This is a genomic window from Mycolicibacterium austroafricanum, assembly GCF_902705885.1.
Taxonomy (GTDB): domain Bacteria; phylum Actinomycetota; class Actinomycetes; order Mycobacteriales; family Mycobacteriaceae; genus Mycobacterium; species Mycobacterium vanbaalenii_A.
The window spans coordinates 1-20,747 of record NZ_CACSIP010000005.1 but is presented as its reverse complement, the minus strand read 5'-3'; the positions used below and the strand labels follow the sequence as shown (position 1 = coordinate 20,747).

Genomic DNA, 20,747 nt, shown 5'->3' with positions numbered 1-20,747 from the left:
CGGAGCCTCAACCGCGATGGCGGCTCCCGAGCTGCGACTTCGGGCACCACGTCCGGGACTGCTCGCGCTGCCGTGGGATCGCCCGCTGGCGGACTGGAGCGCGCCGGAGGTCCCGCTGCGCGACATCGCGGTCGGACCGAGCAGGCACCTGGTCAAGTTCGTCGAATCCGACGGCGAGCTGTGGGCACTCAAGGAGCTGCCCCCGCGGATCGCCGCGCGCGAGTACGACGTCCTGCGCCGCCTCGAGGAGATGTGTCTGAACTCCGTCCGGCCCGCGGGGCTGGTGTTCCAGCCGGACTTCGACACCGCGATCCTGTTGACCCGCTACCTGGTCGGATCTTGGCAGTATCGGCGGCTGTTCATGCGATTGCCCCCCGACGCACCCAAACACCGCGCTCGGTTGTTCGACGCGATGGCCACGCTGCTCGTCGAACTCCACCGACACGGGGTCTTCTGGGGTGACTGCTCGCTGGCCAACACGCTGTTCTCCCGGGACGGGCAGGTGCTGCAGGCGTTTCTCGTCGACGCAGAGACCAGCGAGGTGCATCCTCGCCTGTCCGACGGACAACGCACGCACGACGTCGACATCACTGTGGAGAACGTCGCGGCGGGCCTGTTAGATGTGGCGGCCAAGCTCGAAAAGCCGGAACTGGAGCCGGGATTCATCAACGAGGCGCTCGATATCAGGACGCGCTACCAGCGACTGTGGGACTTGCTGCACTCCGAGCCGACCTTCGGCTTCGCCGACCGGTACCGGGTCGAGGGGACCATCCGCAAGCTCAACGAGCTCGGTTTCGCCGTCGACGAGGTGTCGATGCAGCCGGTCGCCGATGACCCGGCGGGTGCCGCCGACCAGGTCCGGCTACACGTGGCGGTGGGTGACCGCCGTTACCACGCCACCCAGCTGCAGCGGCTCGCCGGCCTCGACGTCGGTGAGGGGCAGGCGCGCATCCTTCTCGGCGATCTGCTGGCCTATCAGGGACAGTTGTGCCGCGAGGCCGGTCACGATGTCGACGAACGCACCGCCGCGCAGTTGTGGGTGATGGAGGTGGCCACGCCGATGATGCACCGCGCGCACGCCGCGGTCGGCGGCACCGGGACGCCGATCCAGGCGTATTGCGACCTGCTGGAGGTGCGCTGGCTGCTCTCCGAGCAGGCCGGTCGTGACGTGGGCACCGAACGCGCGCTGCAGGCGCTGACTCGCAACGTGGTGCCGTCCGAGTCGGCCGCACAGCTGATGGTGGTCGAGACCCCGACCGAGCCGTTCTCGGTACTCGACGACGACGACGAGTGACACCCGTGCACTGATCCCACACTCGCGAATCGGTTTACTCCGCGGATACGGATAGAATGCGATATTTACTACGTATTTGCGGAAGGACTGCCTGTATGGTTCCGGCCATTCGCATCAGGGAGGCCGCTGCGCTTCTCGGGGTCAGCGATGACACCGTGCGCCGCTGGATCGACAGCGGCGACCTGGCGTCACACAAGGACGAGGTGGGCCGCAAGGTGATCGCCGGTGACGTGCTGGCCGGGTTCGCCCGCGAGCACGCGTCGCCACCGCCCGACCTCCTCGATGTGGGTAGCTCCGCGCGCAACCGGTTCGTGGGCCTGGTCACGAAGGTGACCACAGACCGGGTGATGGCCGAGGTCCAGATGCAGTGCGGCCCGTTCACCGTCGTGTCGCTGATGAGCTCGGAGTCGGCAAGTCAGCTGGGCCTCGAGCCGGGCGTGGTCGCCGAGGCGGTGGTCAAGGCGACCACCGTGATCATCGAGACACCCGCGGGCAGCTCGTGAGAGCGGTGATCGCGGTGACCACGGTGCTGTGTGCCGCAACCCTGGGTGTCGGTTGTTCGCCGTCACCGAGCGGCGCCGGCGACATCGTCGTCTTCGCCGCAGCGTCACTGAGATCCACGTTCACCGCGTTGGGCAGTCGGTACGAAACCGACAACCCGGGAACGACGGTGACGTTCAACTTCGCCGGCTCCTCCGACCTCGTCGCCCAGCTGATCCAGGGCGCCCCGGCCGACGTGTTCGCCTCCGCCGACGCCACCAGCATGACCGAGGCGGTCGAGGCGGGCCTGGTGTCCGGCGGCCCCGCCGCCTTCGCCACCAACACGCTGACCATCGTCACTCCGCCCGAAAACCCCAGTGGCATAACCGTTTTCGCTGATCTGGCCTGGCCGGGAACGCAGCTGGTGATGTGTGCACCGCAGGTGCCGTGTGGGGCGGCGGCCGCGAGGCTCGAGAAGGCCGCCGAGGTGACCCTGTCTCCGGTGAGTGAGGAGTCCGCCGTCACCGACGTGTTGGGCAAGATCACCTCCGGGCAGGCGGACGCGGGGCTGGTGTATGTCACCGACGCCGCCGCGGCCGGCGACAAGGTGACCACCGTCCCGTTCCCGGAGTCCTCTCGCGCGGTGAACCACTACCCGATCGCCCTGCTCGCCGAATCCGCCCGTCCGGAAGCGGCGCAGGACTTCATCGACCTGGTGAACGGGCCACAAGGTCGGGAGGTCCTGGCGGCGGCGGGGTTCGGCGAACCGTGATCATTCACCGCAGGCCACCCGGCCCGGTCCAGGTCGGACTTCCGGCCTGGATTTACGCGCCGGCACTGGCCGGCGCACTGTTCGTGATCACACCGCTGGTCGCCATTCTGCTCACGATCGACTGGGACCGGTTCATCCCGTTGATCACGTCCGAATCCTCGCGGGCCGCACTGATTCTGAGCTTGAAGACGGCGACGGCGAGCACCGTGGTGTGCGTGCTCGTCGGGGTCCCGATGGCACTTGCGCTGGCCCGCGGTCGGTTCCGTGGCCGATCGGCATTACGGGCCCTGGTGCTGCTGCCGCTGGTGCTGCCGCCGGTGGTCGGCGGCATCGCCCTGCTGTACACCTTCGGTCGGCAGGGGTTGATCGGGCAGCATCTCGAAGTGATCGGTGTCCAGATCGCGTTCTCCACCACTGCGGTGGTGCTGGCGCAGTCCTTCGTGTCGCTGCCTTTCCTGGTCGTCAGCCTCGAAGGGGCGCTGCGCTCGGCGGGTTCGGGCTACGACAACGTCGCCGCCACGCTGGGAGCCCGGCCCACCACGGTGCTGCGCACCGTGACCCTGCCGCTGGTGCTACCGGGGCTGGTGTCGGGCGCCGTGCTGGCGTTCGCCCGCTCCCTCGGTGAGTTCGGGGCGACGCTGACGTTCGCCGGCTCATTGCAGGGAGTCACCCGCACGCTGCCGCTCGAGATCTACCTGCAGCGCGAGACCGATGCCGACGCCGCGGTCGCGCTGTCGCTGCTGCTGATCGCGGTGGCCGCGGTCATCGTCATCGCCTCGGCCGGCCGCCGGCTGACGGGTTCGCTGTGAGCAGCGTGCGCGTCCGGGCCGGCCTGCAGCAGCGGGGTGTCGATTTCGACGTCACCCTCGACGACGGTGAGGTGCTCGCGGTGCTGGGGCCCAATGGCGTCGGCAAGTCGACCCTGCTGTTGATGATCGCCGGACTGCTGCGACCAGATCACGGCCGGATCGAACTCGGCGGCACCGTGGTGACCGACACCAGCACCGGGACGTTCGTGCCTGCGCATTCCCGCGGCGTGGCCATGCTGTCACAACAGGCGATGCTGTTCCCGCACATGTCCGTCGCGGCCAACGTCGGTTACCCACTTCGCTGCCGTGGTGAATCCCGTTCGTCCACAAGTCTTTCCGTGCAGCATTGGCTGGAGGCCGTCGACGCGGTGGATCTCGCCGATCGACGCCCGGCGCAACTGTCGGGCGGGCAGGCACAACGCGTCGCGGTGGCGCGCGCCCTGGCCGCCGATCCGCGACTGCTTCTGCTCGACGAACCAATGGCGGCTCTCGACGTCACCGCGGCGCCGGTGCTGCGTCGGCTACTCCGCGAGGTTCTGCGCAACGACCGCCGCACCGCGATCATCGTCACCCACGACCTGCTCGACGCGCTCGCCATCGCCGATAGGGTCGTCGTCGTCGAGGACGGGCGGGTGGTCGAGAGCGGTCCGGTCCGTGGGGTTCTGTCCACCCCCCGCAGCGATTTCGGCGCCCGCATCGCGGGCATCAACCTGATTCCCGGCGTCGTGTCCCGGTCGGGCGTGCTTCGAACCGGCTGGGGAACCGAGATATCCGGTAGCGGCAACGTGACAGCGGGAGCGGCAGCCATCGCGCTGTTTCGGCCGAGCGCGGTGGCCGTACACCTCGACCCGCCGCACGGCAGTCCCCGCAACGTGCTGGCGGTCACGATCGCCGAACTCGACGTCGACGGCACCACGGTCCGGATTCGCGGCTCCGATCAACCCGACGGCGGCGCCGGATTGGCCGCCGACATCACCGCAGCCGCTGCTGCCGACCTCGACCTTCAGCCCGGTCAGACGGTGTACTTCGTGGTGAAAGCCCAAGAGGTCGGCCTGCACCCCGCACTGCCGGCGAATGCGGCCGAGGAGGCATCTGGCGACCGGACTGGGTAAATTACTGGCAATATGCGCCGGGGGTGTCCAGGCCATAATCAGATAGTCCCTGGTCAGTGAGGTGGTGAGCGTGTCCGGCATGGTGTGCGGATCGGTAGCGCCCCACCAGACGACGACCAGGCAGCTATCAGCACCCGCCGACAACCGCCGTGACGATCTCGACGGGCTCCGCGGCGTGGCGATCGCCCTCGTGGCGGTGTTCCACATCTGGTTCGGGCGGGTGTCCGGCGGCGTTGACGTCTTTCTGGTGTTGTCCGGGTATTTCTTCGGCGGGATGGTGTTGCGCGGCGCACTGACCCCCGGTTCGTCGCTGTCCCCGCTACCGCATCTCCGGCGCCTGGCCCGACGGCTGTTACCCGCGCTGGTGGTGGTCCTCGGGGTATCGGCACTGCTCACTGTGTTCCTGCAGCCCGAAACCCGGTGGGAGACGTTCGCCGACCAGAGCCTGGCCAGCCTCGGGTACTACCAGAACTGGCAGTTGGCCAACTCCGCATCGGACTACCTGCGCGCGGGTGAGGCCATCAGCCCCCTCCAGCACATCTGGTCGATGTCGGTGCAGGGCCAGTTCTACATCGCCCTGCTCGCGCTGACGCTGGTGCTCACCTACACGTTGCGCCCGATCCTCGGGACGCGCCTGAAACCGGTGCTTGCCGCCGTCCTCGCCGCGCTGACCATCGCGTCGTTCGTGTACGCCATCATCATCGGGTCCGAGAACCAGGCCGCGGCCTACTACAACAGTTTTGCCCGCGCCTGGGAGCTGCTCGTCGGGGTACTTGCCGCGCTGTTTGTGTCGCAGTTGCGGTTGCCGGTCTGGGCACGGACGGTGGCGGCGACGGTGGGGATCGTCGCGATCCTGTCCTGCGGCGTGTTGATCGACGGTGCGCAACAGTTCCCGGGTCCGTGGGCGCTGGTCCCGGTCGGTGCGACGCTGTTGGTGATCGCCGCGGGTTCGGCACGCACCGGCGCGCCGGTGCTGCCGCTTCGGCTGTTGTCCGCGCGGCCGTTCATCATGCTGGGCGCGATCGCGTACTCGCTGTATCTCTGGCATTGGCCGGTGTTGATCTTCTGGATGGTGCACACCGGCAGAAACGGGGTGGGGCTCCTCGAAGGGCTGGCCGTGCTGGCGGTTTCGGGCCTGCTGGCCTACCTGACCACCCAGTTTGTCGAAAATCCGCTCCGCTACCCACGGTCGGACGCTCACGTGCCGGCTTCGGTGGCACCGCTGTGGGGCCGGCTGTTGCGCCCGACACTGGCGCTGGGCTCGGCGGTGGCGCTGGTGGCGGTGGCGTTGACGGTGACGTCGTTCGGTTGGCGAGAACATGTCGTCCTGCAGCGCGCGAACGGACACGAACTCGCGCAGTTGCCGGCGCGGGACTATCCGGGGGCCCGGGCGCTCACCGATGGGGTGCGGGTACCCAAGTTACCGATGCGGCCCACCGTTCTGGAAGCCGACGACGACGTGCCCGCCAGCACCACCGACGGGTGTATCAGCGACTTCCTCAATCCCGCTGTGGTCAACTGCATCTACGGTGACCCTGACGCCGACCGCACCATCGCGCTGGCAGGCGGCTCGCACGCCGAGCACTGGATCACAGCGCTGGACATGCTGGGAGCACGACACCACTTTCGGGTGGTCACCTACCTGAAGATGGGTTGTCCGCTCACCACCGACCTGTCGCCGATGATCGCCATTTCTGATGACCCCTATCCGCAGTGCCACCGCTGGAATCAAAAGGTGATGGCCAAGCTGGTCGCCGACCGTCCCGACTACGTGTTCACCACCACGACGCGCCCGAACCTGGAAGGCCCGGGTGATGTGGTGCCCGACGGCTACCTGGGGATCTGGGACACGTTCTCCAGCAACGGGATCAGCATGCTCGGCATTCGGGACACGCCCTGGTTGATCCGACAGGGCTGGCTTCGCGATCCGACCGACTGCCTGTCCCGCGGCGGCACCGCGACCAGCTGCGGGGTACCGAGATCCACCGGACTGTCAGAGGTCAACCCGACACTGGCCCTCACAGCTCAGTATCCGCTGCTGCATCCCCTCGACCTCACCGATGCGGTGTGCAACGCCGAACACTGTCGCGTCGTCGAGGGAAACGTTCTCGTGTATCACGACTCTCACCACCTCTCCGCCACCTATATGCGCACCCTCGCCGACGAGCTCGGTCGCCAGATCGCGGCGGCAACCGGGTGGTGGTAATGAACACGGCAGTGCGCTATGGGGCGGTTTCGGAATCGACATTCACGGCAACGCGAGGGTCATGATCGGAAAGCTGCGCACCGTTGTCGTCGATTGCACCGACCCACTGGGACTTGCCGAGTTCTGGGCCGAGGTGTTGGGCGGGCGCGTGGCCGCGGAGGATGAAACCTGGGTGACGCTGGACGATCCGGGCGGCCACCGACTGGCTTTTCAGCTCGCACCCGACCACGAGCCCCCGAAGTTCCCGGACCCGCGCGGCTCTCAACAGTTCCATCTCGACATCGAGGTCGACGACGTCGACCGTGCCGAACACGATGTGCTCAAGCTGGGCGCCACCCGGGTGACCGACGCCGAGGGCGAGGACGACTTCCGGGTGTTCCGCGACCCGGCCGGGCACACTTTCTGCCTGGTCTTCAACATCCCGCAGAGCTGAGCGTTTCCGCGGGTCGAGTTGGCCCGTCATCGAACGTGTGTTCTACTCGAGGCCACTCGCCCACCAGCCCGCTCACCGCGGGCGATGTTCGACAGGAGATCGCCATACCGATGACCGCAGACACCCTGGCAGCGGAACCGCAGTCCACTGCATCCAACCCCGCCGAAGTCGTGAATCCTGCTGGCGGGCTCTCGCCCGCCGTCCCGCCGACACCCGCTGCGGGATCCCGCGCCGAGAACCCCAGGACGTCCCCGGCCAGGAAGGCGGTCGGCAAGAAGACCAAGTCCCTCGAGCTGACCCTTACCGTCGTCGGCACTGCCGACGGGGAGTGGCGGGCCGAGCTCAAGCAGGGCACGACCGTCGTGGCGCGCAACCTCGCAGTCGCGGCCGCCGCTGTATCGCGGGCCGCCCAAGAGCTGCACGACGACCTCGCCACGCCGATCGACAAGGTCATCGAGGAAGCCCGATCCCAACAGGCCGCCAAGGTCGCCGCCCTGGAAGCCGAACTCGACGCAGCGCGCCAGGCCCTCGCCGGTTTGGACTAGAGCAACTCAAAGTCCACTCGGGTGTGCAGTGATCGGCGCGCGTCGCTGAGGTGGGCCCAGATGCGCCACGCGCAATCATGGGTCGACAGGTGCTCGGCACGTCCGATAGCATCACTTAAATAGCTAAGTGATGCTATCTTAGGAATGTGGCATCAGTTGTTGGCACCACCGCGCTCACATACGAGACGCTGACCTGGGATGCACCCGTTGAAGCAGGTTACGGACTCGCGGACCTGCGCGCGGCGCAGCGCCAGGCTGGGAAGTACGACGCAGCGATCCCCGCGTCCATCGCCGAACTAGCCGTCACGCTCCCGGCCGCGGCGCTGGCAGACGCTGAGGAAGCGAGCAATGAAATCACTCGATTCGACGCTGAGCTCGGCGATGAGATTGCGCCTTTTTCGGCGGTCTTGCTGCGATCCGAATCGGCAGCGAGCTCCAACATCGAGAATCTGACCGCATCAGCACGCGCCATCGCCGAAGCCGAAGCACTCGGAGACACCAGCCGGCGCAACGCCGCGCTGATCGTGTCCAACACCGAGGCGATGAACGCGGCCGTTGCTCTGGCTGATCAGCTCGACGAGAACGCGATCCTTGCCATGCATGCCGCACTGATGCGGGACAGCGACCCGGCCTCCGCCGGACGGTGGCGCACTGAACAAGTCTGGATCGGTGGCGGAAACTTCGGACCCCGCGGCGCCGACTACATCGCCCCGCAGCACTCGCGCGTCCCCGACGCGATCACGGACCTACTCGGCTTCACCCGCCGCCCTGACGTGCCCACACTCCCCCAGATCGCGATAGCGCACGCCCAGTTCGAAACCATCCACCCCTTCACCGACGGCAATGGCCGCACCGGACGCGCAGTCATCCAAGCGATGCTGCGCCACAAGCGGCTCACCCGCCGGATCACAGTCCCCATCTCCGCCGGCCTGCTCACCAACACCGATGCGTACTTCGATGCACTCGGCTCCTATCGCCAAGGCAACGTCGCCCCGATCGTCGCGCGACTCTCGGAAGCGTCGCTGCTAGCCGTCACCAACGGCCGTGAGCTCGTCGCGGAACTCAGATCTATTCGGGAGTCGTGGAACTCGCGAATCGCCGCCCGGCGTGACTCTGCGGTGCATCGCGTCGCCGACTTGCTCATCAAGCGCCCGGTGGTGAACGCAAGGCTCCTCCAACGCGAGCTGGATATCAGGACTGGCAACGCGCGCCGATACATCGACCCGTTGTGTGAAGCCGGGATCATCGTCGAATTCACCGACCGCGCACGCAACAGAGCGTGGCGTGCGCCAGAAGTTCTTAGCGCCCTCGACGCGTTCGCGGCGCGGGCCGGGCGTCGCAGTCAGGCCGCCGAAACGATTCGTCGGGGACCAACGTCGAAGATGTCCGACCGCGTGGCCCCATCGACGAGTGACGGCGACATCCAAAATGGCGTAAGAGCGCCAAGAACTGGTCTCTGAACTGCGACTATTTTGTGGTGGTCCCGGCTGGGTTCGAACCAGCGACCTTCCGCGTGTGAGGCGGACGCTCTCCCACTGAGCTACGAGACCGGAACTCCAACGAATCGAACGAGGCAGAAGACTAACACGCACCGCTCTCCAACCCGGAATCCCGTGGTCGGCGATATCCGGCATCACCCCGCCTATCAGGCACTTCACCGGTAAGGTCACCGCCGGGGGTGCTGGGCGGGTCGCGAAGCCGGCGACGACCGGCGTCCCGCATCTACCACCGGTTTCGGGTTCATCAGGCAACCCGCACAACTGAATTCGAACTCCGAAACAGACCGCTCGACGGGAGCAACGACGATGAAGCGCTACCTACTCGCCGCGGCGATAGTCGCGGGGCTGTTCAGCGCCCCTGCCGCCTCGGCCGACGTCGTGGGATTCACCTCCCCGAGCGGCAACATCGGCTGCATTCTCGCCGAGGACCTGGTGCGCTGCGACATCGCCACCCGGGACTGGACACCTCCCCCGCGCCCCGCCGACTGCCCGGACTTCACCGACTACGGGCAGGGCATCTCCCTCGGCCCCTACGGCCCCGCCGGGTTCGTCTGCGCCGGGGACACTGCACTCGGGAGTGGTCCTGCCCTGGAATACGGCCAATTCCAAGCCGGGGGCGGCATGAGCTGCAACAGCGAACCGTCCGGAATGCGGTGCTCGAATTCCGACGGCCACGGATTCACCTTGTCGCAACAGGCGTACACCCTGTTCTGAATGTGGACGCGCGGGCGAGCAAGGGATTTGTGTACCCCTGAGTGGGTGGACTATCGTTCTGCTTCGCGACGGGCGACGATCTCGCCCGTGGCGCGCGGATGTAGCGCAGTTGGTAGCGCATCACCTTGCCAAGGTGAGGGTCGCGGGTTCGAATCCCGTCATCCGCTCGAAGGTGCAGTGGCATCAACCCCAGCGGTGGAGTGGCCGAGTGGTGAGGCAACGGCCTGCAAAGCCGTGCACACGGGTTCGATTCCCGTCTCCACCTCCGAGTATGTACCGGCGCGATTAGCTCAGCGGGAGAGCGCTTCCCTGACACGGAAGAGGTCACTGGTTCAATCCCAGTATCGCGCACCACTCTGACCAGCGGTTTTGCTCCAATAACTGCGGCCCGTGACCTAGATATGACCTGACCTCTGCTTGGAAGATCCGCAGATCCGCGGCGGGCGCCTACCGAATCGTTACAAGCTTGTCGCGTGGTCGATGAACAGCAACAACGGCTTGCCGAAATAATTGAGTGGATGCGTGATCACGGTGACCCGTGGCTGCGCGATCGCCGCAAAGGNCAGCCCAAGCCCGGCAGCGACCTAGCCCGTGATGATACGGAGGGGCCCCCGGTATCCCCTATCTCACACCGCGTACTAGTGATGGCATTGGACCATCTCGGCTTCGTCGTGGACGCGGTATGGAGCGGGCCCCCGAAGCGGCTTAACGCGCCGTTTAGCGCGCTGCGCACGGCGCTGGAATGCGGGGCGCGAGCACGTTGGCTACTAGAGCCAGACGACGCAAGAGAGCGGCGGCTTCGCGCAGTCCGCTATCGCTACCAGAACCTGGAAGAGATGCGGAAGGCGATCACGACCATGTCGGGGACCCACATGGTCAATGAGCAGGACGAGGCACGATCGCAGATATTGGCGGGTGTGAAAGCCGAGAAAGCCCGCTTGGAAAAGTGGGCGTCGACGTTCGGCGCGGACGGGCTAACAGAACCGCCCAGCACGCTCGACATGCTGCTGAGCATGGTGGACGTGAACACCCACGCCGGTACAGGGTTCATCCAGTTGTGGCGCCAGGGCTCGGCGTCGGTCCATGGCCACTACTGGGTTGACGACATGCGCGGCAATACCGGGGCGTTCGACGTCGATTGGTTCCATGTCTCGATCCAGGGCGCGATGCTCTTCATCAACGAAGCGATGAACCTCCACCACATACGCCACACGCGCACGTCGCAGAACTGACTGTCCGCGGGTGAAGACTGGCCGACGCGCTTTGCCACGACATTCGCAAGGTTCCGGACATGTGCCCGATACAGACATTTGCGCTGGTAGCGACATATGTACGACTTCCCTTGGACCCCTTGGCAGTTCGCGATCAATCGGGTTAGCTTCGGCGCATGACACACACCAAAGCGATCCTCGCGGACCTCAACTCCGAACTCGACGCCGCCGGTGTCTTTACCGGCCTGCCGATCGGCGACGGCGACCTCCTGGTCGCCGCGCTGAGCTTCGACGTCTGTATCCGGGCTGATCCGGCCCACTCGATGCGCACCCGCGCCGCGGCGGCGCGTGCCGACCAGTGGCCCGGCGAGGACGGCGCCGGCGTTGCTCGCGCGCTCGACCTCGCCGCGACGCTGATTGAGTCGCGTTGAGCGGGCACGCGCCGCGACCGCTGCCGCCGGCGTGGGCCGGCCTGGTCGACGCGTACCTCGCGGCCGAAGCTGGCGCGGGCCGGTCGCCGGCCACGATCGCGACCCGTCGCGGGCACCTGGCGTTCATGGCGCGCGGGCTGCGGTGCGGGCCGGCGCGGGTGACGACGGCCGTGATTCTCGCGTGGTTCGCCCGGCAGTCGTGGAGCATCGAGACGCGCCGCAGTCACCGCAATACCGCCGTCTCGTTCTTCGGGTGGGCGCACCGCGCCGGCCACCTTCCGACCAACCCGGCGGCCGAGCTTCCGGTGATGCGGGCGGCGGCGCCGGCGCCGCGGCCGGCGCCCGATGCGGTGTGGATCGCTGCGATCGCCGCCGCGAATCCGCGGGTGAAGCTGATGCTGCGACTTGCGGCCGAAGCCGGTTTACGCCGCGCCGGGATAGCGCGCGTGCATCGCCGCGACCTGACCCGCGGGCCGGCCGGCGCCGAGCTCCTGGTCCACGGCAAGGGCGGGAAGCTGCGCGTCGTGCCGCTCGGCGACGACCTGGCCGCTGCGATCGCCGATGGGGTTACTCAGAATCAGCCCATCGCCGAGGGTGTGCGTCAGACGCACACCCTCGTCGGCTACCTGTTCCCCGGTGACGAGGACGGGCATTTGTCGCCGCAGTGGGTCTGGAAGCTGATGGCCGGCGCGCTGCCCGATCACTGGACGGCGCACACCTTGCGCCACCGATTCGCCACTAGGGCCTATCGGGGATCGCGAAACCTGCGCGCGGTGCAAACGCTGCTCGGACATTCCAGCGTCGCGACCACTGAGCGATACACCGCGGTCGAGGACGACGAGGTACGCGCGGCGATGATGGCCGCGAGCAGCGACTGGGCGGCATGGCCCCACCCTAGGTGGCGGCGTACGGCAAACCGTCGCGGCTCCGCGGTTCTGTCCTGTCCGGGTCCTACAGTCGAGTGGTCAGCGGCAGTCGGTCGCCGCCGACGACGGCGCGATACCGAACGGTCAAGGGGGACATTGGATGGCTATCGGTGCGAACGACAACTACTGGAAAGATGCGCGACTGCCTGGCGTGCTCAAGCACAACCTGCTGAAGCGATACCTGCCGGTGTTCCTCATCAGAACCTCGTCGATCGCCGGCCGCGCCGCCTACTTCGACGGTTTCGCCGGGCGTGGAGTCTACGAAGACGGCAAGTTGGGTTCAGCTGGCGAAATGCTGGAGTTCGCAACCGGCCAGCTGTACGGGCCCAGAGGCGTGCCCATCTCCCTGTATCTATGCGAGAAGAAGCGCAAGTTGTTCGCGGCGCTGGATGAACTCTGCGACACGTACCGCGCCAAGAACGTCGACGTGCACACCCACCGCGGCCACGCCAGGAAATACCTGAGCGACAGTCTGCCGAAGTTCAGTGATCTGCCCGCTTTCTTGTTCCTCGACCCCTGCGGCGTCGGGATTCCGTATGAGGACCTGGTCGCGGCTATTAACCGCGGCGGCGACAACCCCTGGCCGCCAACAGAAGTCATGTTGAACTTCAGCATGTTGGCGCTGCGCCGGCTTGGCGGCCACGTAACCTCAGCCACGCCGAACGAGGCGAGCATGAAAACCCTCGATACCGCCCTCGGAGGCGACTGGTGGCGGGCCTACTTCAAGGACGGCGTCAACGACGAGGCCGTTGACAGCGTGCTCGCCGAGTTCGGCCGACGGCTGGAAGAGGACACCGGGATGACCTTGATTGCCATCCCCGTACACCGCTGGCCCAAGCACAAATCGCTTTACTACCTCGTATTCGGCACTCGGCACCCGGCCGGCATCTGGCACTTCGCTCACGCCGCCGCCAAGGCGACCGATGACTGGTGGACGGAAGCGCGCGCGAAACTGAAGGAGCTCGAAGGGGCGACGCTCTTCGACTTCGAGGAGGGTCCACTCTTCGACCCCACCCGCACCATCAAAGACGTCGAAGAGGACGCAGTACCGATCATCGCGGCGCATATCCAGCGCCTGCTCGACGAGCACGGCAAATTTCGGCTCGGCGACTACCCTATGGAAGTCTTCGGCCCGTTCCTGGGTCGCGTCCGCGAGTCAGCAGCGCGGCAGGCCGTCAAGCATCTGCACAAGGCGGGCCTCACCGTCAGCGACGGCAAAGGCCCGAAAGTCGAAAATCTGGTGGTGGAGCCACCTACGCAGTAGCGGGCATTTCATCCCAGAGCTGGCCATCAAGTTCCCGCCCTTCGGTCTTCGGCGTCCGGCCACCCCACTGCTTGAAGAAAAAACTTACGCCGGCGTCCTGGCACGCGTCACGGATGCCGCGCACCCACTCGCCGTCGACCCGTCGATGGTTCGCGCCGGACTCACCGCCGGCGATCACCCAATGGATGCCGTCGAGGTTCAGACCGTCGAGCGGCCCGATCAGCGGCTCACACGACAGGAAGCGAACGGCCGCGGGAACATCGCGCAGATGGTCGATCCGCGGCAACGCGTCTGCGTTCTCGACGGACACACCCATCCATAAGTTGGCCGGCCAGTCGAGACTTTCGCCAAGCCGGCGCAGTCGCAAGCTGCGCTTGGTGAGCACCTGGTACGTGTGCTGAGGCGTATCGCGGCAGACGTCGAACACGTCGCGGATGAAGCTCACCGGCACACGCGCGTGGAACAGGTCGGACATTGAGTTCACGAACACGATCCGCGGCTGGCGCCAACGACGCGGCTCGTCGAGCGACCGTGGGTGAATGGTGACGCCGAAGCCCGGTCCGGATGTGCGCGGATCGCCGTCGTTCTGGTACTTCTCCGATCCCATCGCCTTCAACCGCTTCGCCAAGGTCATCGCGTAGCAGTGGTCGCAGCCTGCGGAGACGCGATCGCAACCGGTGACGGGGTTCCAGGTGGCTTCGGTCCATTCGATCGCCGATCGGTCAGCCATGCACTACCCCTACCCAGTTCGTCACGTTCACCGTAGGCCATCCCTACGATCTGACGATCGGCGCACGCTATTCGATAGCCCAAGATATTCGCGAGGTCTGACACGCGACCATTGCGAATGCCGCGGCGGCCCGCTACCCCCGACTAGTGTCCGGCAGCGGCAAGCGCGGCAAGGTATTGCTGACGCGCCGGCGTCGCCGACGACCGGATCGTGAGCATGGTCTGATAGCCGCGTCGCCACAGTTTCGCCAGCGCGAGCGACTGCCCGTTGTACGGGTTCGGATCGCCGATCTCGGCGTTCTGGCCTGCCCGCAGAGCGCGCGTCGCTTCCTGCCGCAGTCACCCGCCAAGCATGCAATACGACGGCCCCTGAGCAGTAGAGCCCACGCCGCGCGGGCTGGCTCAGGCGCCCTCAGCTGTTGGGTTCCGTCGGGTACACCCGGTGGTTTCGGTCGTACCAGACGATGCGGAACACCGGGCCTACCAGGTGGCCCCAAATCCGCAGGGTACTGCCGTGACGCAGCCTAAACAGTTCTTCGAGGTTCAGTTCGAGTTCTTCGAGCCGCTTCTGCGCGGCTTGGCACAAGGACCCTAAGGGCTGAGGATGGTGGCGTCGATGTCCTTTGGCGTTGAGTTGCCGCACCTCGCGCCAGGTCTTCCCGGCCAGATCTTCAAGGATGGCGAGCAGTTGGGCCGTCTCGGCCGGCGTCAGGTTCCAATCCCACTCACCGGCGTAGGAGTGATCGAGGTCGCCCGCAGACCACTTGAAATACTTGTCGTCGATCGGCTCGGGCGCCGCTGAGCTTCGGCGAACTTCCTTGCGCTGCTGACGCGCCTCAGCCTTCGAGAGCTTCTTGGGCGGTGGTCCCGACACTCGTCGCTACGGCTTACCGATCCCAGACGTCGGACGGCTCGAAGTCCGCGTCTTCGTCCTCGGCCGGTCCGAGATCGGCGTACTCCGCGGCCGCGTAGTAGTCGTCCGGCGGCTCGTAGTCGTAGAACTCGTCGCGCTCGCCCTCGTCGTCGTCCAGGAGTTCTGCGGCTTCTTCTTCAACGGCGTCGTCCTGTTCGAGGGCCACCGCCTCCTTGTGGGCGAGTGCGCCGAAGTACTCCTGCATCGCCTGCAGCGAGATCTCCGCCGTCGAGAGAGCGCCATCCTGCGTTCCTTGGCGCGCCAGAGTCCAGGGAGTTTCCGCGTGCGTCTTATCGCTGAGCTGTTGCCCAGTCAGTCCGCCGTAGCTGCTCAGGACGGCGTCGATGGTTTCCTTCTCGAAGTCTTTCAGGTTGTTGGCGTCGCCGTAGGGCCAGCGGTTGACTCGAAATTGTCCGCGGTGTTTGTCGAACAGTTCGTAGACCACCGGGCCATTCGCCCAGGCACGAATAGGCTCGTCGAAGAGCGGCTGCTCATCCCACGCGAGGGCCCAGCCTTGGCTGTAGTAACAGAGCTTCTGCAGCTTCATAGTGGACATGCCGTTGCGTTTGGAGAGGATGTACGCCGCGACGTCGTGAACACTTGCCATCGTCCGCACCCTTTCCGTGTGACACCTCCCGCGTTGCGGGGTCTAGGTCGACGGTATGTCGTGAGTATGACATGTTGCGACAGGTCAGCAGGTCAGGGCCACCAATGCGGGTGTCGGCGCCGCCCAGCCGCAATATCCTGCAGCCGCACGCCTGCCGCCTGGGCCCGGGGGGCCGGCTGTGGGACCAGACGCCCGCCTCGTGTGGGCCGACGCACGATTGCTCGCCGCCGCGGTGTCGTTCGATGCATGCAATGCGTCGGGGATCGGTCACACGACGTACCGGTGAATGGGCCGCTCGGGCAGCTTTAAAATTGCCTCGTATTCGACTCATTCGGTGCGCCACCTTCGGGCGGATGCGCCGCGAGGCGGTGACCAGTCCCAACCCTTCAACCTGTCGAGTCGCTTCATCCGATCTGGAGAGAGCTTGCCGGACCTCTTCAGGTGGCGCTGCTGGGCTGTCCACGCACCAAGGCGGTAAAGGTCTTCCTCTTCATAATCATCCGATGGCGGCGACCCATGATTCTTGATGTAAATACGAAGGCGCGCAAACCCTTCTTCCCATTTCCCTCCACGGCGATCCCAGTCCCAGCCGGGTAGCGCGCTCAACCGCTTGATCCGGTCCTTGCTGAGACTTCCTTTCTTGAATTCACCCCTCTGGGTCATTGCCCATGCGCCAAGAGGGAATCCGTCGACTTGGTATCCGCGCTCAACCTTGGCGTCACCGAACTCACGGACGTAGTCGAGCATCCGCCGAAACCCACCCTCCCACCGGCCCTCCTGCGTTGAACTGGCCCACCCAGGCAGAGAGGAAAGGCGTTCCTGTCGCTCGATGCTCAGTTTGTGAAATTTCGGTTTCTGATTGGCGTACCAATTTCTCAGATCGAACTCCAAACCATCGACCTTGAAACCGATTGGAACATTCACGTGTCCATACGTCTCCGCGAACCACTTCAACGCCTGAAACCCGTCTTCCCACTTGGCATCTAACGCGGACCACACCCAACCGGGCAACACAGCGAGCCGCTCAGCGCGGTGAGGTTCGACGAGTCTTCCCTGCCTGTACCGAAGCCGTTGAAAATTGACCCACGCGCCGAGCGCAAAGCCATCGGCGGACTTGAATGACTGTTTAACTCGGGAGTTACCGTACTCATCCACGTACTCCTGTAGATGACGGAACCCGTTCTCCCACCGCTCGTCTTCAAGATGCCAGACCCAGCCGGGAATCGCGTCAAGCTTTTGATAGCGGTCGACATTCAGCTTTCCCGCTCGACCATCACTCCGCTGAATGGAAGCCCACGTGCCAAGCGGGTAGCCCTTGTAGTCAACAGTTGCCGGTATCAGCGTGTCGCCGTGTTCTTTCTGGTACTCCAGCATCAGGCGGTAGCCTGCCTCCCATCGACCCTCGTGCCGGTCCCACATCCACCCGGGAAAGCTGTCGAGCAGCGCGAATCTGTCTTCACTTAGGGTTCCGTTACGGCCCTTGACCCGCTGAGTCACGCACCAGCCCCCAAGCCGGTGCCCTTCAAAGACCTCGTCTTTAAAGACGGGCGCGTTCCCAATCTGAGCGACGCGCTTTTCAAGCAGCCCGTACCAGAACTCCCATGGCGCGGTGGTCGCGTCCACCAGGCGGACCTCGAAGGCGTCGGCGAAGCTCTTGCCCACCGTGGCCGGCAAATCGACATAAATCTTGTCGGGCAGGCGCGGCTTGCCGCCCTTGCGGCCCATCTCCCGCCGTAGGGCGTCCAGCTCCTCGCCGAGCTCGGTGTCATGCGCCCGCAGCGCCTTGATGACATCCCAGACCGGTTTGAACACCGAGGAGTCGAGTGCGACCTCGGGGTCCTCTTCTGAGTCGATGAACACCGGGATGACAACGGTACCGATTTTCTTGTTGTCTGACTTGCGGATCGCGCGCCCGACGGCTTGGACGATGTCCACCTCGGAGCGGCGCGGGTCGATGAACGCGACACCGTCGAGCGCAGGCACGTCGACCCCCTCGGCCAGGCAGCGGGCGTTGGCGAGCAGACCGCGTTCCCCATCATCCAGTCTCTTGAGCCGCTGGATGAGCACGCCGCGTTCGCCCGCCGGCATCTCGCCTGAGGCGTAGTCCGACCACAGCCATCCCTTCGGCCGTTGCCGGGGAGGCATCCAGGCCAGCACCGTTGGCATGGACGCCGCGAACTCGCGCGCGGTCTTGACTCGGCTGTGGAAGCTGATCGTCCTGCGAAGGTCGAATTTCTTCATCGCCTTCGCCAAACCGATTTGACCTGCAAGTGCGCGAGCGTCAGTGATCTTCTTTCCGTCCAGAGTGACGAGAGCCCCGCGCTCCGCCCAGGCCCGGTAGGTGGCGTCGTCCACGCCGATGACCGCCACCTGATAGTCGGTAAGTAGCTTGCGATCGATGGCCTCACTGAAACTCAACCGGTGCAACACATTGCCGAAGCGGCCGGGATCGTCCATCGAGGCGATCTCGTAGTCGGCCTCCTTGGCCTCGCGCAGTACTCGCCCGGTGAAGTAGCGCGGCGTGGCCGTCATGAACAGCCGCCGCTTGCCCCTGATCGCTGTTGCGTCCAGGACGGTGCCGAAGTCACCGGATACCGGCCCGGCAACCCGGTGCGCCTCATCCGCGATCACTAGGTCGAACTGCGGCACCCGTCCAAGCGTGAATGCCGCGGCGATCCGCGGGGAGGACTGATAGGTGGAGAAGACCACGCGCGGGCCCGACCGCTTCCTTAAGAACTCCGCGATCACTTCTGGGTCGGTAGTGACCGGGACGCCAAGGTCGCTGGTGTGCGCTACCGCGGCGTCCTCCCCGAGGGCGCCGACGGTCTCGTCACTGCACACCGGCAACGTGGCGAACGGCTTCCTAGGGTTGGCGGTCTGCCACTCCCGCATCGTCTGCTTGAGCAGTGACAATGACGGAACCAAGACCAGTGCGCGTTCAGCCTTCAGTCGTTCGGTGATGAACCAGGCGGTTAGAGTCTTGCCGGTGCCGCAGGCCATGATGAGTTGGCCGCGATCATTGGCATTGAAGCCCTTCACAACGTCGTTGATGGCGGTGCGCTGGTAGTCCCAGGGCTTCTTGGGTTTCGGTGGCTTCGAGGGGCGCAATGCAGCCGGTGTGCTGGGCCATTCGAGGTAGTCGTCGGCTGCGCGCAGCTGAGTTAGACCGATGAAGGGGATTCTGAGGTCGTCCATCAGGCGTGTGGCTATGTGATGGCGTTTGTCGGTTGTGGCGATAAGCAAGCGGTGCGTGAACTTTGACCGGCTGGACTCCGCGACGAACTTGTCCACGTCACGCTTGCTGATGCTGCGCGACGGCGCGTACACCTTGGCCTGGATCGCCCACAACTTGCCGTAGTTGTCCTCAGCGACCAGGTCGATGCCGGCGTCGATGCCTCTCCGGCCCGGCCAGTCGTCCCACAGCCACACCCGCCGCAGCAGCGACTGGTAGGTCGGATCGTTTTCTAGGAACCATTGGCAGACGGACTCGAACTGCTTCCCCTTCCGCTGATTATCGACTGGGTGCAATGTCGCCCTGAGATCGTCGAAGGTCCCCACGGCACAGAGACTAGAGGCAACGGGCTTGCTGTCAGCCTTAATCGGGACAGGCGCAAAGGCTTTCCAATCGGCGGCGTAGTCCAGTCAGCTCGAAAGTGCTCGCTTCGCTCGTGTCGCATAGTCGTCCGGCGCGCATATAGCTACCCGAGTCTGAACGACTCATCCCACGTTGACGACGCGGACCCGACATCCCGGCTTGGCAGTTGCACGCTCGTCGGGGTTGTCGATCGCTTAACAGAGCCGGTTTGCAACTATCGACATATGCCCGATGTGACTCTCGCCGGTGTGTTGATCGGCGGCATTCCCTCGCTAATTGTGGCGCTCGTCGGTGTCGGTGGGATCGTCTACACACAAAGAAGAGCGGATCAGCGCCAGGAACGCACTTCGGCGATCGAGCGCCAATCGCGCGTCGTCGACAAGCGACGCGAGCTCGGCGCGGAATTCCTGACAGCGGTTTGGCAGCTTGCAGCGCAGAGCCGGGATGCGGTTCCTGACGGCGCCGACTACTCGGACCTCACACAAGAAGAGACGGCTGACGTGACCCGCACCTACTCGACGCTACGGATGACGCTTGATCCGAAGGGCAGAGAAACCCAGCAGGCCGTGTTTGACGCGCTACTGGCGCACGTCGGTACCTTCAAGGAAGAGACTTGGGAGGCCATCGGCAAAGCCGAAGATGCGCTGATTGAGGTGATCAACGATGAGTCTCGTGCCGACATTCGCCGTGGGCGGTAGCGGGCGGTCGGCGGCCAGTCGCTGAACAGAGGGTTTGTCACGACTGGGCGGCGGCGTCGACGACCAATGTTGGTCGGCCCGCCCACAGCGCCTAGATCATCGACTCGTCCCACGCCTCATCAGGAGTGTCAGCGATAACCGACTTCGGCGGCTTCGCCCCCTTCGCTTTTGCGGCCGCATCGATAGCTTCAATCTCCACGGCAATGTCGCGCTGCTGCTTGACCAACGCTGCGAATGCCGGACCCGCGGTCTTCGGATCGTCGATCGCCTCCGCAATCCGATTCCGCAGCGCCACCAACAACTGCCGACGACTTCCCGACCGCGCCGCAGCAGCCACCGACTTCGGCGTCACTTTCCGCGGAGCCCGCCCCGCCGGCGCCTTCTCACCCGCCTTCACCGCACGCAACTTCCGCTCCGTCACGTCAGAAATCCCTTCTGCTGCAGCAAAAAAAGAAAATGATCGAGGGGGCACATTGCCTATGCCACGGGGGGCGGCGTTGGGGTGGGGT

19 protein-coding genes, 4 tRNA genes and 1 pseudogene are annotated in these 20,747 nt (G+C 65.4%); 17 read left to right on the top strand and 7 right to left on the bottom strand.

Translation table 11 applies throughout. The annotated features are described in order from the left end of the window. The first annotated feature begins 16 nt into the window (after window positions 1-16). The 9 genes from BEMPMBAN_RS04935 (at window position 17) to BEMPMBAN_RS04895 (ending at window position 9,111) form a co-directional block, all read left to right on the top strand. Complete coding sequence (locus tag BEMPMBAN_RS04935; protein WP_159229278.1) at window positions 17-1,294, top strand: DUF4032 domain-containing protein; 1,278 nt, start codon at window positions 17-19, stop codon at window positions 1,292-1,294. A 95-nt stretch (window positions 1,295-1,389) separates the two neighbouring features. Next, window positions 1,390-1,797, top strand: coding sequence for a TOBE domain-containing protein (locus BEMPMBAN_RS04930; RefSeq protein WP_159229277.1), 408 nt, complete (start codon window positions 1,390-1,392; stop codon window positions 1,795-1,797). Beyond that, window positions 1,794-2,546 carry a molybdate ABC transporter substrate-binding protein gene (gene modA / locus BEMPMBAN_RS04925; RefSeq protein ID WP_159229276.1) on the top strand — a complete coding sequence of 251 codons (753 nt, stop codon included), beginning with the start codon at window positions 1,794-1,796 and terminating at the stop codon, window positions 2,544-2,546. Before BEMPMBAN_RS04930 ends, modA begins: the two co-directional genes overlap by 4 nt. Next, window positions 2,543-3,355 carry an ABC transporter permease gene (locus BEMPMBAN_RS04920; protein ID WP_159229275.1) on the top strand — a complete coding sequence of 271 codons (813 nt, stop codon included), beginning with the start codon at window positions 2,543-2,545 and terminating at the stop codon, window positions 3,353-3,355. Before modA ends, BEMPMBAN_RS04920 begins: the two co-directional genes overlap by 4 nt. Further along, on the top strand, window positions 3,352-4,467 hold the full coding sequence (locus BEMPMBAN_RS04915; protein ID WP_159229274.1) for a sulfate/molybdate ABC transporter ATP-binding protein: 1,116 nt from the start codon (window positions 3,352-3,354) through the stop codon (window positions 4,465-4,467). Before BEMPMBAN_RS04920 ends, BEMPMBAN_RS04915 begins: the two co-directional genes overlap by 4 nt. 79 nt (window positions 4,468-4,546) lie before the next feature. After that, window positions 4,547-6,673, top strand: coding sequence for an acyltransferase family protein (locus tag BEMPMBAN_RS04910; protein ID WP_159229374.1), 2,127 nt, complete (start codon window positions 4,547-4,549; stop codon window positions 6,671-6,673). A 61-nt stretch (window positions 6,674-6,734) separates the two neighbouring features. Continuing rightward, window positions 6,735-7,106, top strand: coding sequence for a VOC family protein (locus tag BEMPMBAN_RS04905; protein ID WP_159229273.1), 372 nt, complete (start codon window positions 6,735-6,737; stop codon window positions 7,104-7,106). 110 nt (window positions 7,107-7,216) lie between these two features. Beyond that, complete coding sequence (locus tag BEMPMBAN_RS04900; RefSeq protein WP_159229272.1) at window positions 7,217-7,651, top strand: DUF6319 family protein; 435 nt, start codon at window positions 7,217-7,219, stop codon at window positions 7,649-7,651. A gap of 146 nt (window positions 7,652-7,797) precedes the next feature. Continuing rightward, entirely contained in the window at window positions 7,798-9,111 is a 1,314-nt protein-coding gene (locus BEMPMBAN_RS04895) for a Fic family protein (RefSeq protein WP_159229271.1), read from the top strand. A 15-nt stretch (window positions 9,112-9,126) separates the two neighbouring features. Here the strand turns inward: BEMPMBAN_RS04895 and BEMPMBAN_RS04890 are convergent. Then, window positions 9,127-9,201 (bottom strand) — tRNA-Val (locus BEMPMBAN_RS04890). Between the two features lie 255 nt (window positions 9,202-9,456). On the opposite strand from BEMPMBAN_RS04890, the gene BEMPMBAN_RS04885 reads away from it, so the two are divergent. The 7 genes and pseudogenes from BEMPMBAN_RS04885 (at window position 9,457) to tcmP (ending at window position 13,696) form a co-directional block, all read left to right on the top strand. Next, entirely contained in the window at window positions 9,457-9,864 is a 408-nt protein-coding gene (locus tag BEMPMBAN_RS04885; protein WP_159229270.1) for a DUF6636 domain-containing protein, read from the top strand. A gap of 94 nt (window positions 9,865-9,958) precedes the next feature. Then, window positions 9,959-10,031: transfer RNA gene (locus BEMPMBAN_RS04880), tRNA-Gly, on the top strand. Between the two features lie 27 nt (window positions 10,032-10,058). Further along, window positions 10,059-10,129 (top strand) — tRNA-Cys (locus BEMPMBAN_RS04875). A 14-nt stretch (window positions 10,130-10,143) separates the two neighbouring features. Further along, a tRNA-Val gene (locus BEMPMBAN_RS04870) sits at window positions 10,144-10,218 on the top strand. 1,033 nt (window positions 10,219-11,251) lie between these two features. Next, window positions 11,252-11,506 (top strand): amino acid aminotransferase, encoded by a 255-nt coding sequence (locus BEMPMBAN_RS04860; RefSeq protein WP_159229268.1) that lies wholly within the window; start codon window positions 11,252-11,254, stop codon window positions 11,504-11,506. 125 nt (window positions 11,507-11,631) lie between these two features. Next, a pseudogene (locus tag BEMPMBAN_RS33020) lies at window positions 11,632-12,282 on the top strand (tyrosine-type recombinase/integrase); the annotation flags it as partial. Window positions 12,283-12,532: 250 nt separating this feature from the next. After that, complete coding sequence (gene tcmP, locus BEMPMBAN_RS04850; RefSeq protein WP_234897297.1) at window positions 12,533-13,696, top strand: three-Cys-motif partner protein TcmP; 1,164 nt, start codon at window positions 12,533-12,535, stop codon at window positions 13,694-13,696. Here the strand turns inward: tcmP and BEMPMBAN_RS04845 are convergent. From BEMPMBAN_RS04845 to BEMPMBAN_RS04830, 5 genes are all read right to left on the bottom strand, one after another. Continuing rightward, window positions 13,686-14,426, bottom strand: coding sequence for a DUF5131 family protein (locus BEMPMBAN_RS04845; protein WP_159229266.1), 741 nt, complete (start codon window positions 14,424-14,426; stop codon window positions 13,686-13,688). The two genes, tcmP and BEMPMBAN_RS04845, sit on opposite strands and share 11 nt — an antisense overlap. Window positions 14,427-14,569: 143 nt before the next feature. Next, entirely contained in the window at window positions 14,570-14,740 is a 171-nt protein-coding gene (locus BEMPMBAN_RS33090; protein WP_425294931.1) for a ribosome modulation factor, read from the bottom strand. Window positions 14,741-14,837: 97 nt separating this feature from the next. Continuing rightward, entirely contained in the window at window positions 14,838-15,299 is a 462-nt protein-coding gene (locus BEMPMBAN_RS04840; protein ID WP_159229265.1) for a hypothetical protein, read from the bottom strand. Between the two features lie 13 nt (window positions 15,300-15,312). Next, entirely contained in the window at window positions 15,313-15,945 is a 633-nt protein-coding gene (locus tag BEMPMBAN_RS04835) for a Panacea domain-containing protein (protein WP_159229264.1), read from the bottom strand. A 327-nt stretch (window positions 15,946-16,272) separates the two neighbouring features. Continuing rightward, complete coding sequence (locus tag BEMPMBAN_RS04830) at window positions 16,273-19,503, bottom strand: DEAD/DEAH box helicase (protein WP_234897296.1); 3,231 nt, start codon at window positions 19,501-19,503, stop codon at window positions 16,273-16,275. A gap of 261 nt (window positions 19,504-19,764) precedes the next feature. Between BEMPMBAN_RS04830 and BEMPMBAN_RS04825 the strand changes: the two genes are divergently transcribed. Continuing rightward, window positions 19,765-20,238 carry a hypothetical protein gene (locus tag BEMPMBAN_RS04825; protein ID WP_159229263.1) on the top strand — a complete coding sequence of 158 codons (474 nt, stop codon included), beginning with the start codon at window positions 19,765-19,767 and terminating at the stop codon, window positions 20,236-20,238. Window positions 20,239-20,329: 91 nt separating this feature from the next. On the opposite strand, the gene BEMPMBAN_RS04820 is transcribed toward BEMPMBAN_RS04825, so the two are convergent. Beyond that, the coding region (locus BEMPMBAN_RS04820; protein ID WP_234897295.1) for a hypothetical protein at window positions 20,330-20,747 on the bottom strand (418 nt) is incomplete at its 5' end.

Excerpts from the sequence above, each read along its gene's own strand:
- BEMPMBAN_RS04910 (WP_159229374.1), top strand. The coding sequence starts at position 4,547 with ATGGTGTGCGGATCGGTAGCGCCCCACCAGACGACGACCAGGCAGCTA.
- BEMPMBAN_RS04930 (WP_159229277.1), top strand. The coding sequence starts at position 1,390 with ATGGTTCCGGCCATTCGCATCAGGGAGGCCGCTGCGCTTCTCGGGGTC.
- BEMPMBAN_RS04935 (WP_159229278.1), top strand. The coding sequence starts at position 17 with ATGGCGGCTCCCGAGCTGCGACTTCGGGCACCACGTCCGGGACTGCTC.
- BEMPMBAN_RS04905 (WP_159229273.1), top strand. The coding sequence starts at position 6,735 with ATGATCGGAAAGCTGCGCACCGTTGTCGTCGATTGCACCGACCCACTG.
- BEMPMBAN_RS04900 (WP_159229272.1), top strand. The coding sequence starts at position 7,217 with ATGACCGCAGACACCCTGGCAGCGGAACCGCAGTCCACTGCATCCAAC.
- BEMPMBAN_RS04860 (WP_159229268.1), top strand. The coding sequence starts at position 11,252 with ATGACACACACCAAAGCGATCCTCGCGGACCTCAACTCCGAACTCGAC.
- BEMPMBAN_RS04825 (WP_159229263.1), top strand. The coding sequence starts at position 19,765 with ATGCCCGATGTGACTCTCGCCGGTGTGTTGATCGGCGGCATTCCCTCG.
- BEMPMBAN_RS04885 (WP_159229270.1), top strand. The coding sequence starts at position 9,457 with ATGAAGCGCTACCTACTCGCCGCGGCGATAGTCGCGGGGCTGTTCAGC.
- tcmP (WP_234897297.1), top strand. The coding sequence starts at position 12,533 with ATGGCTATCGGTGCGAACGACAACTACTGGAAAGATGCGCGACTGCCT.
- BEMPMBAN_RS04835 (WP_159229264.1), bottom strand. The coding sequence starts at position 15,945 with ATGGCAAGTGTTCACGACGTCGCGGCGTACATCCTCTCCAAACGCAAC.
- BEMPMBAN_RS04845 (WP_159229266.1), bottom strand. The coding sequence starts at position 14,426 with ATGGCTGACCGATCGGCGATCGAATGGACCGAAGCCACCTGGAACCCC.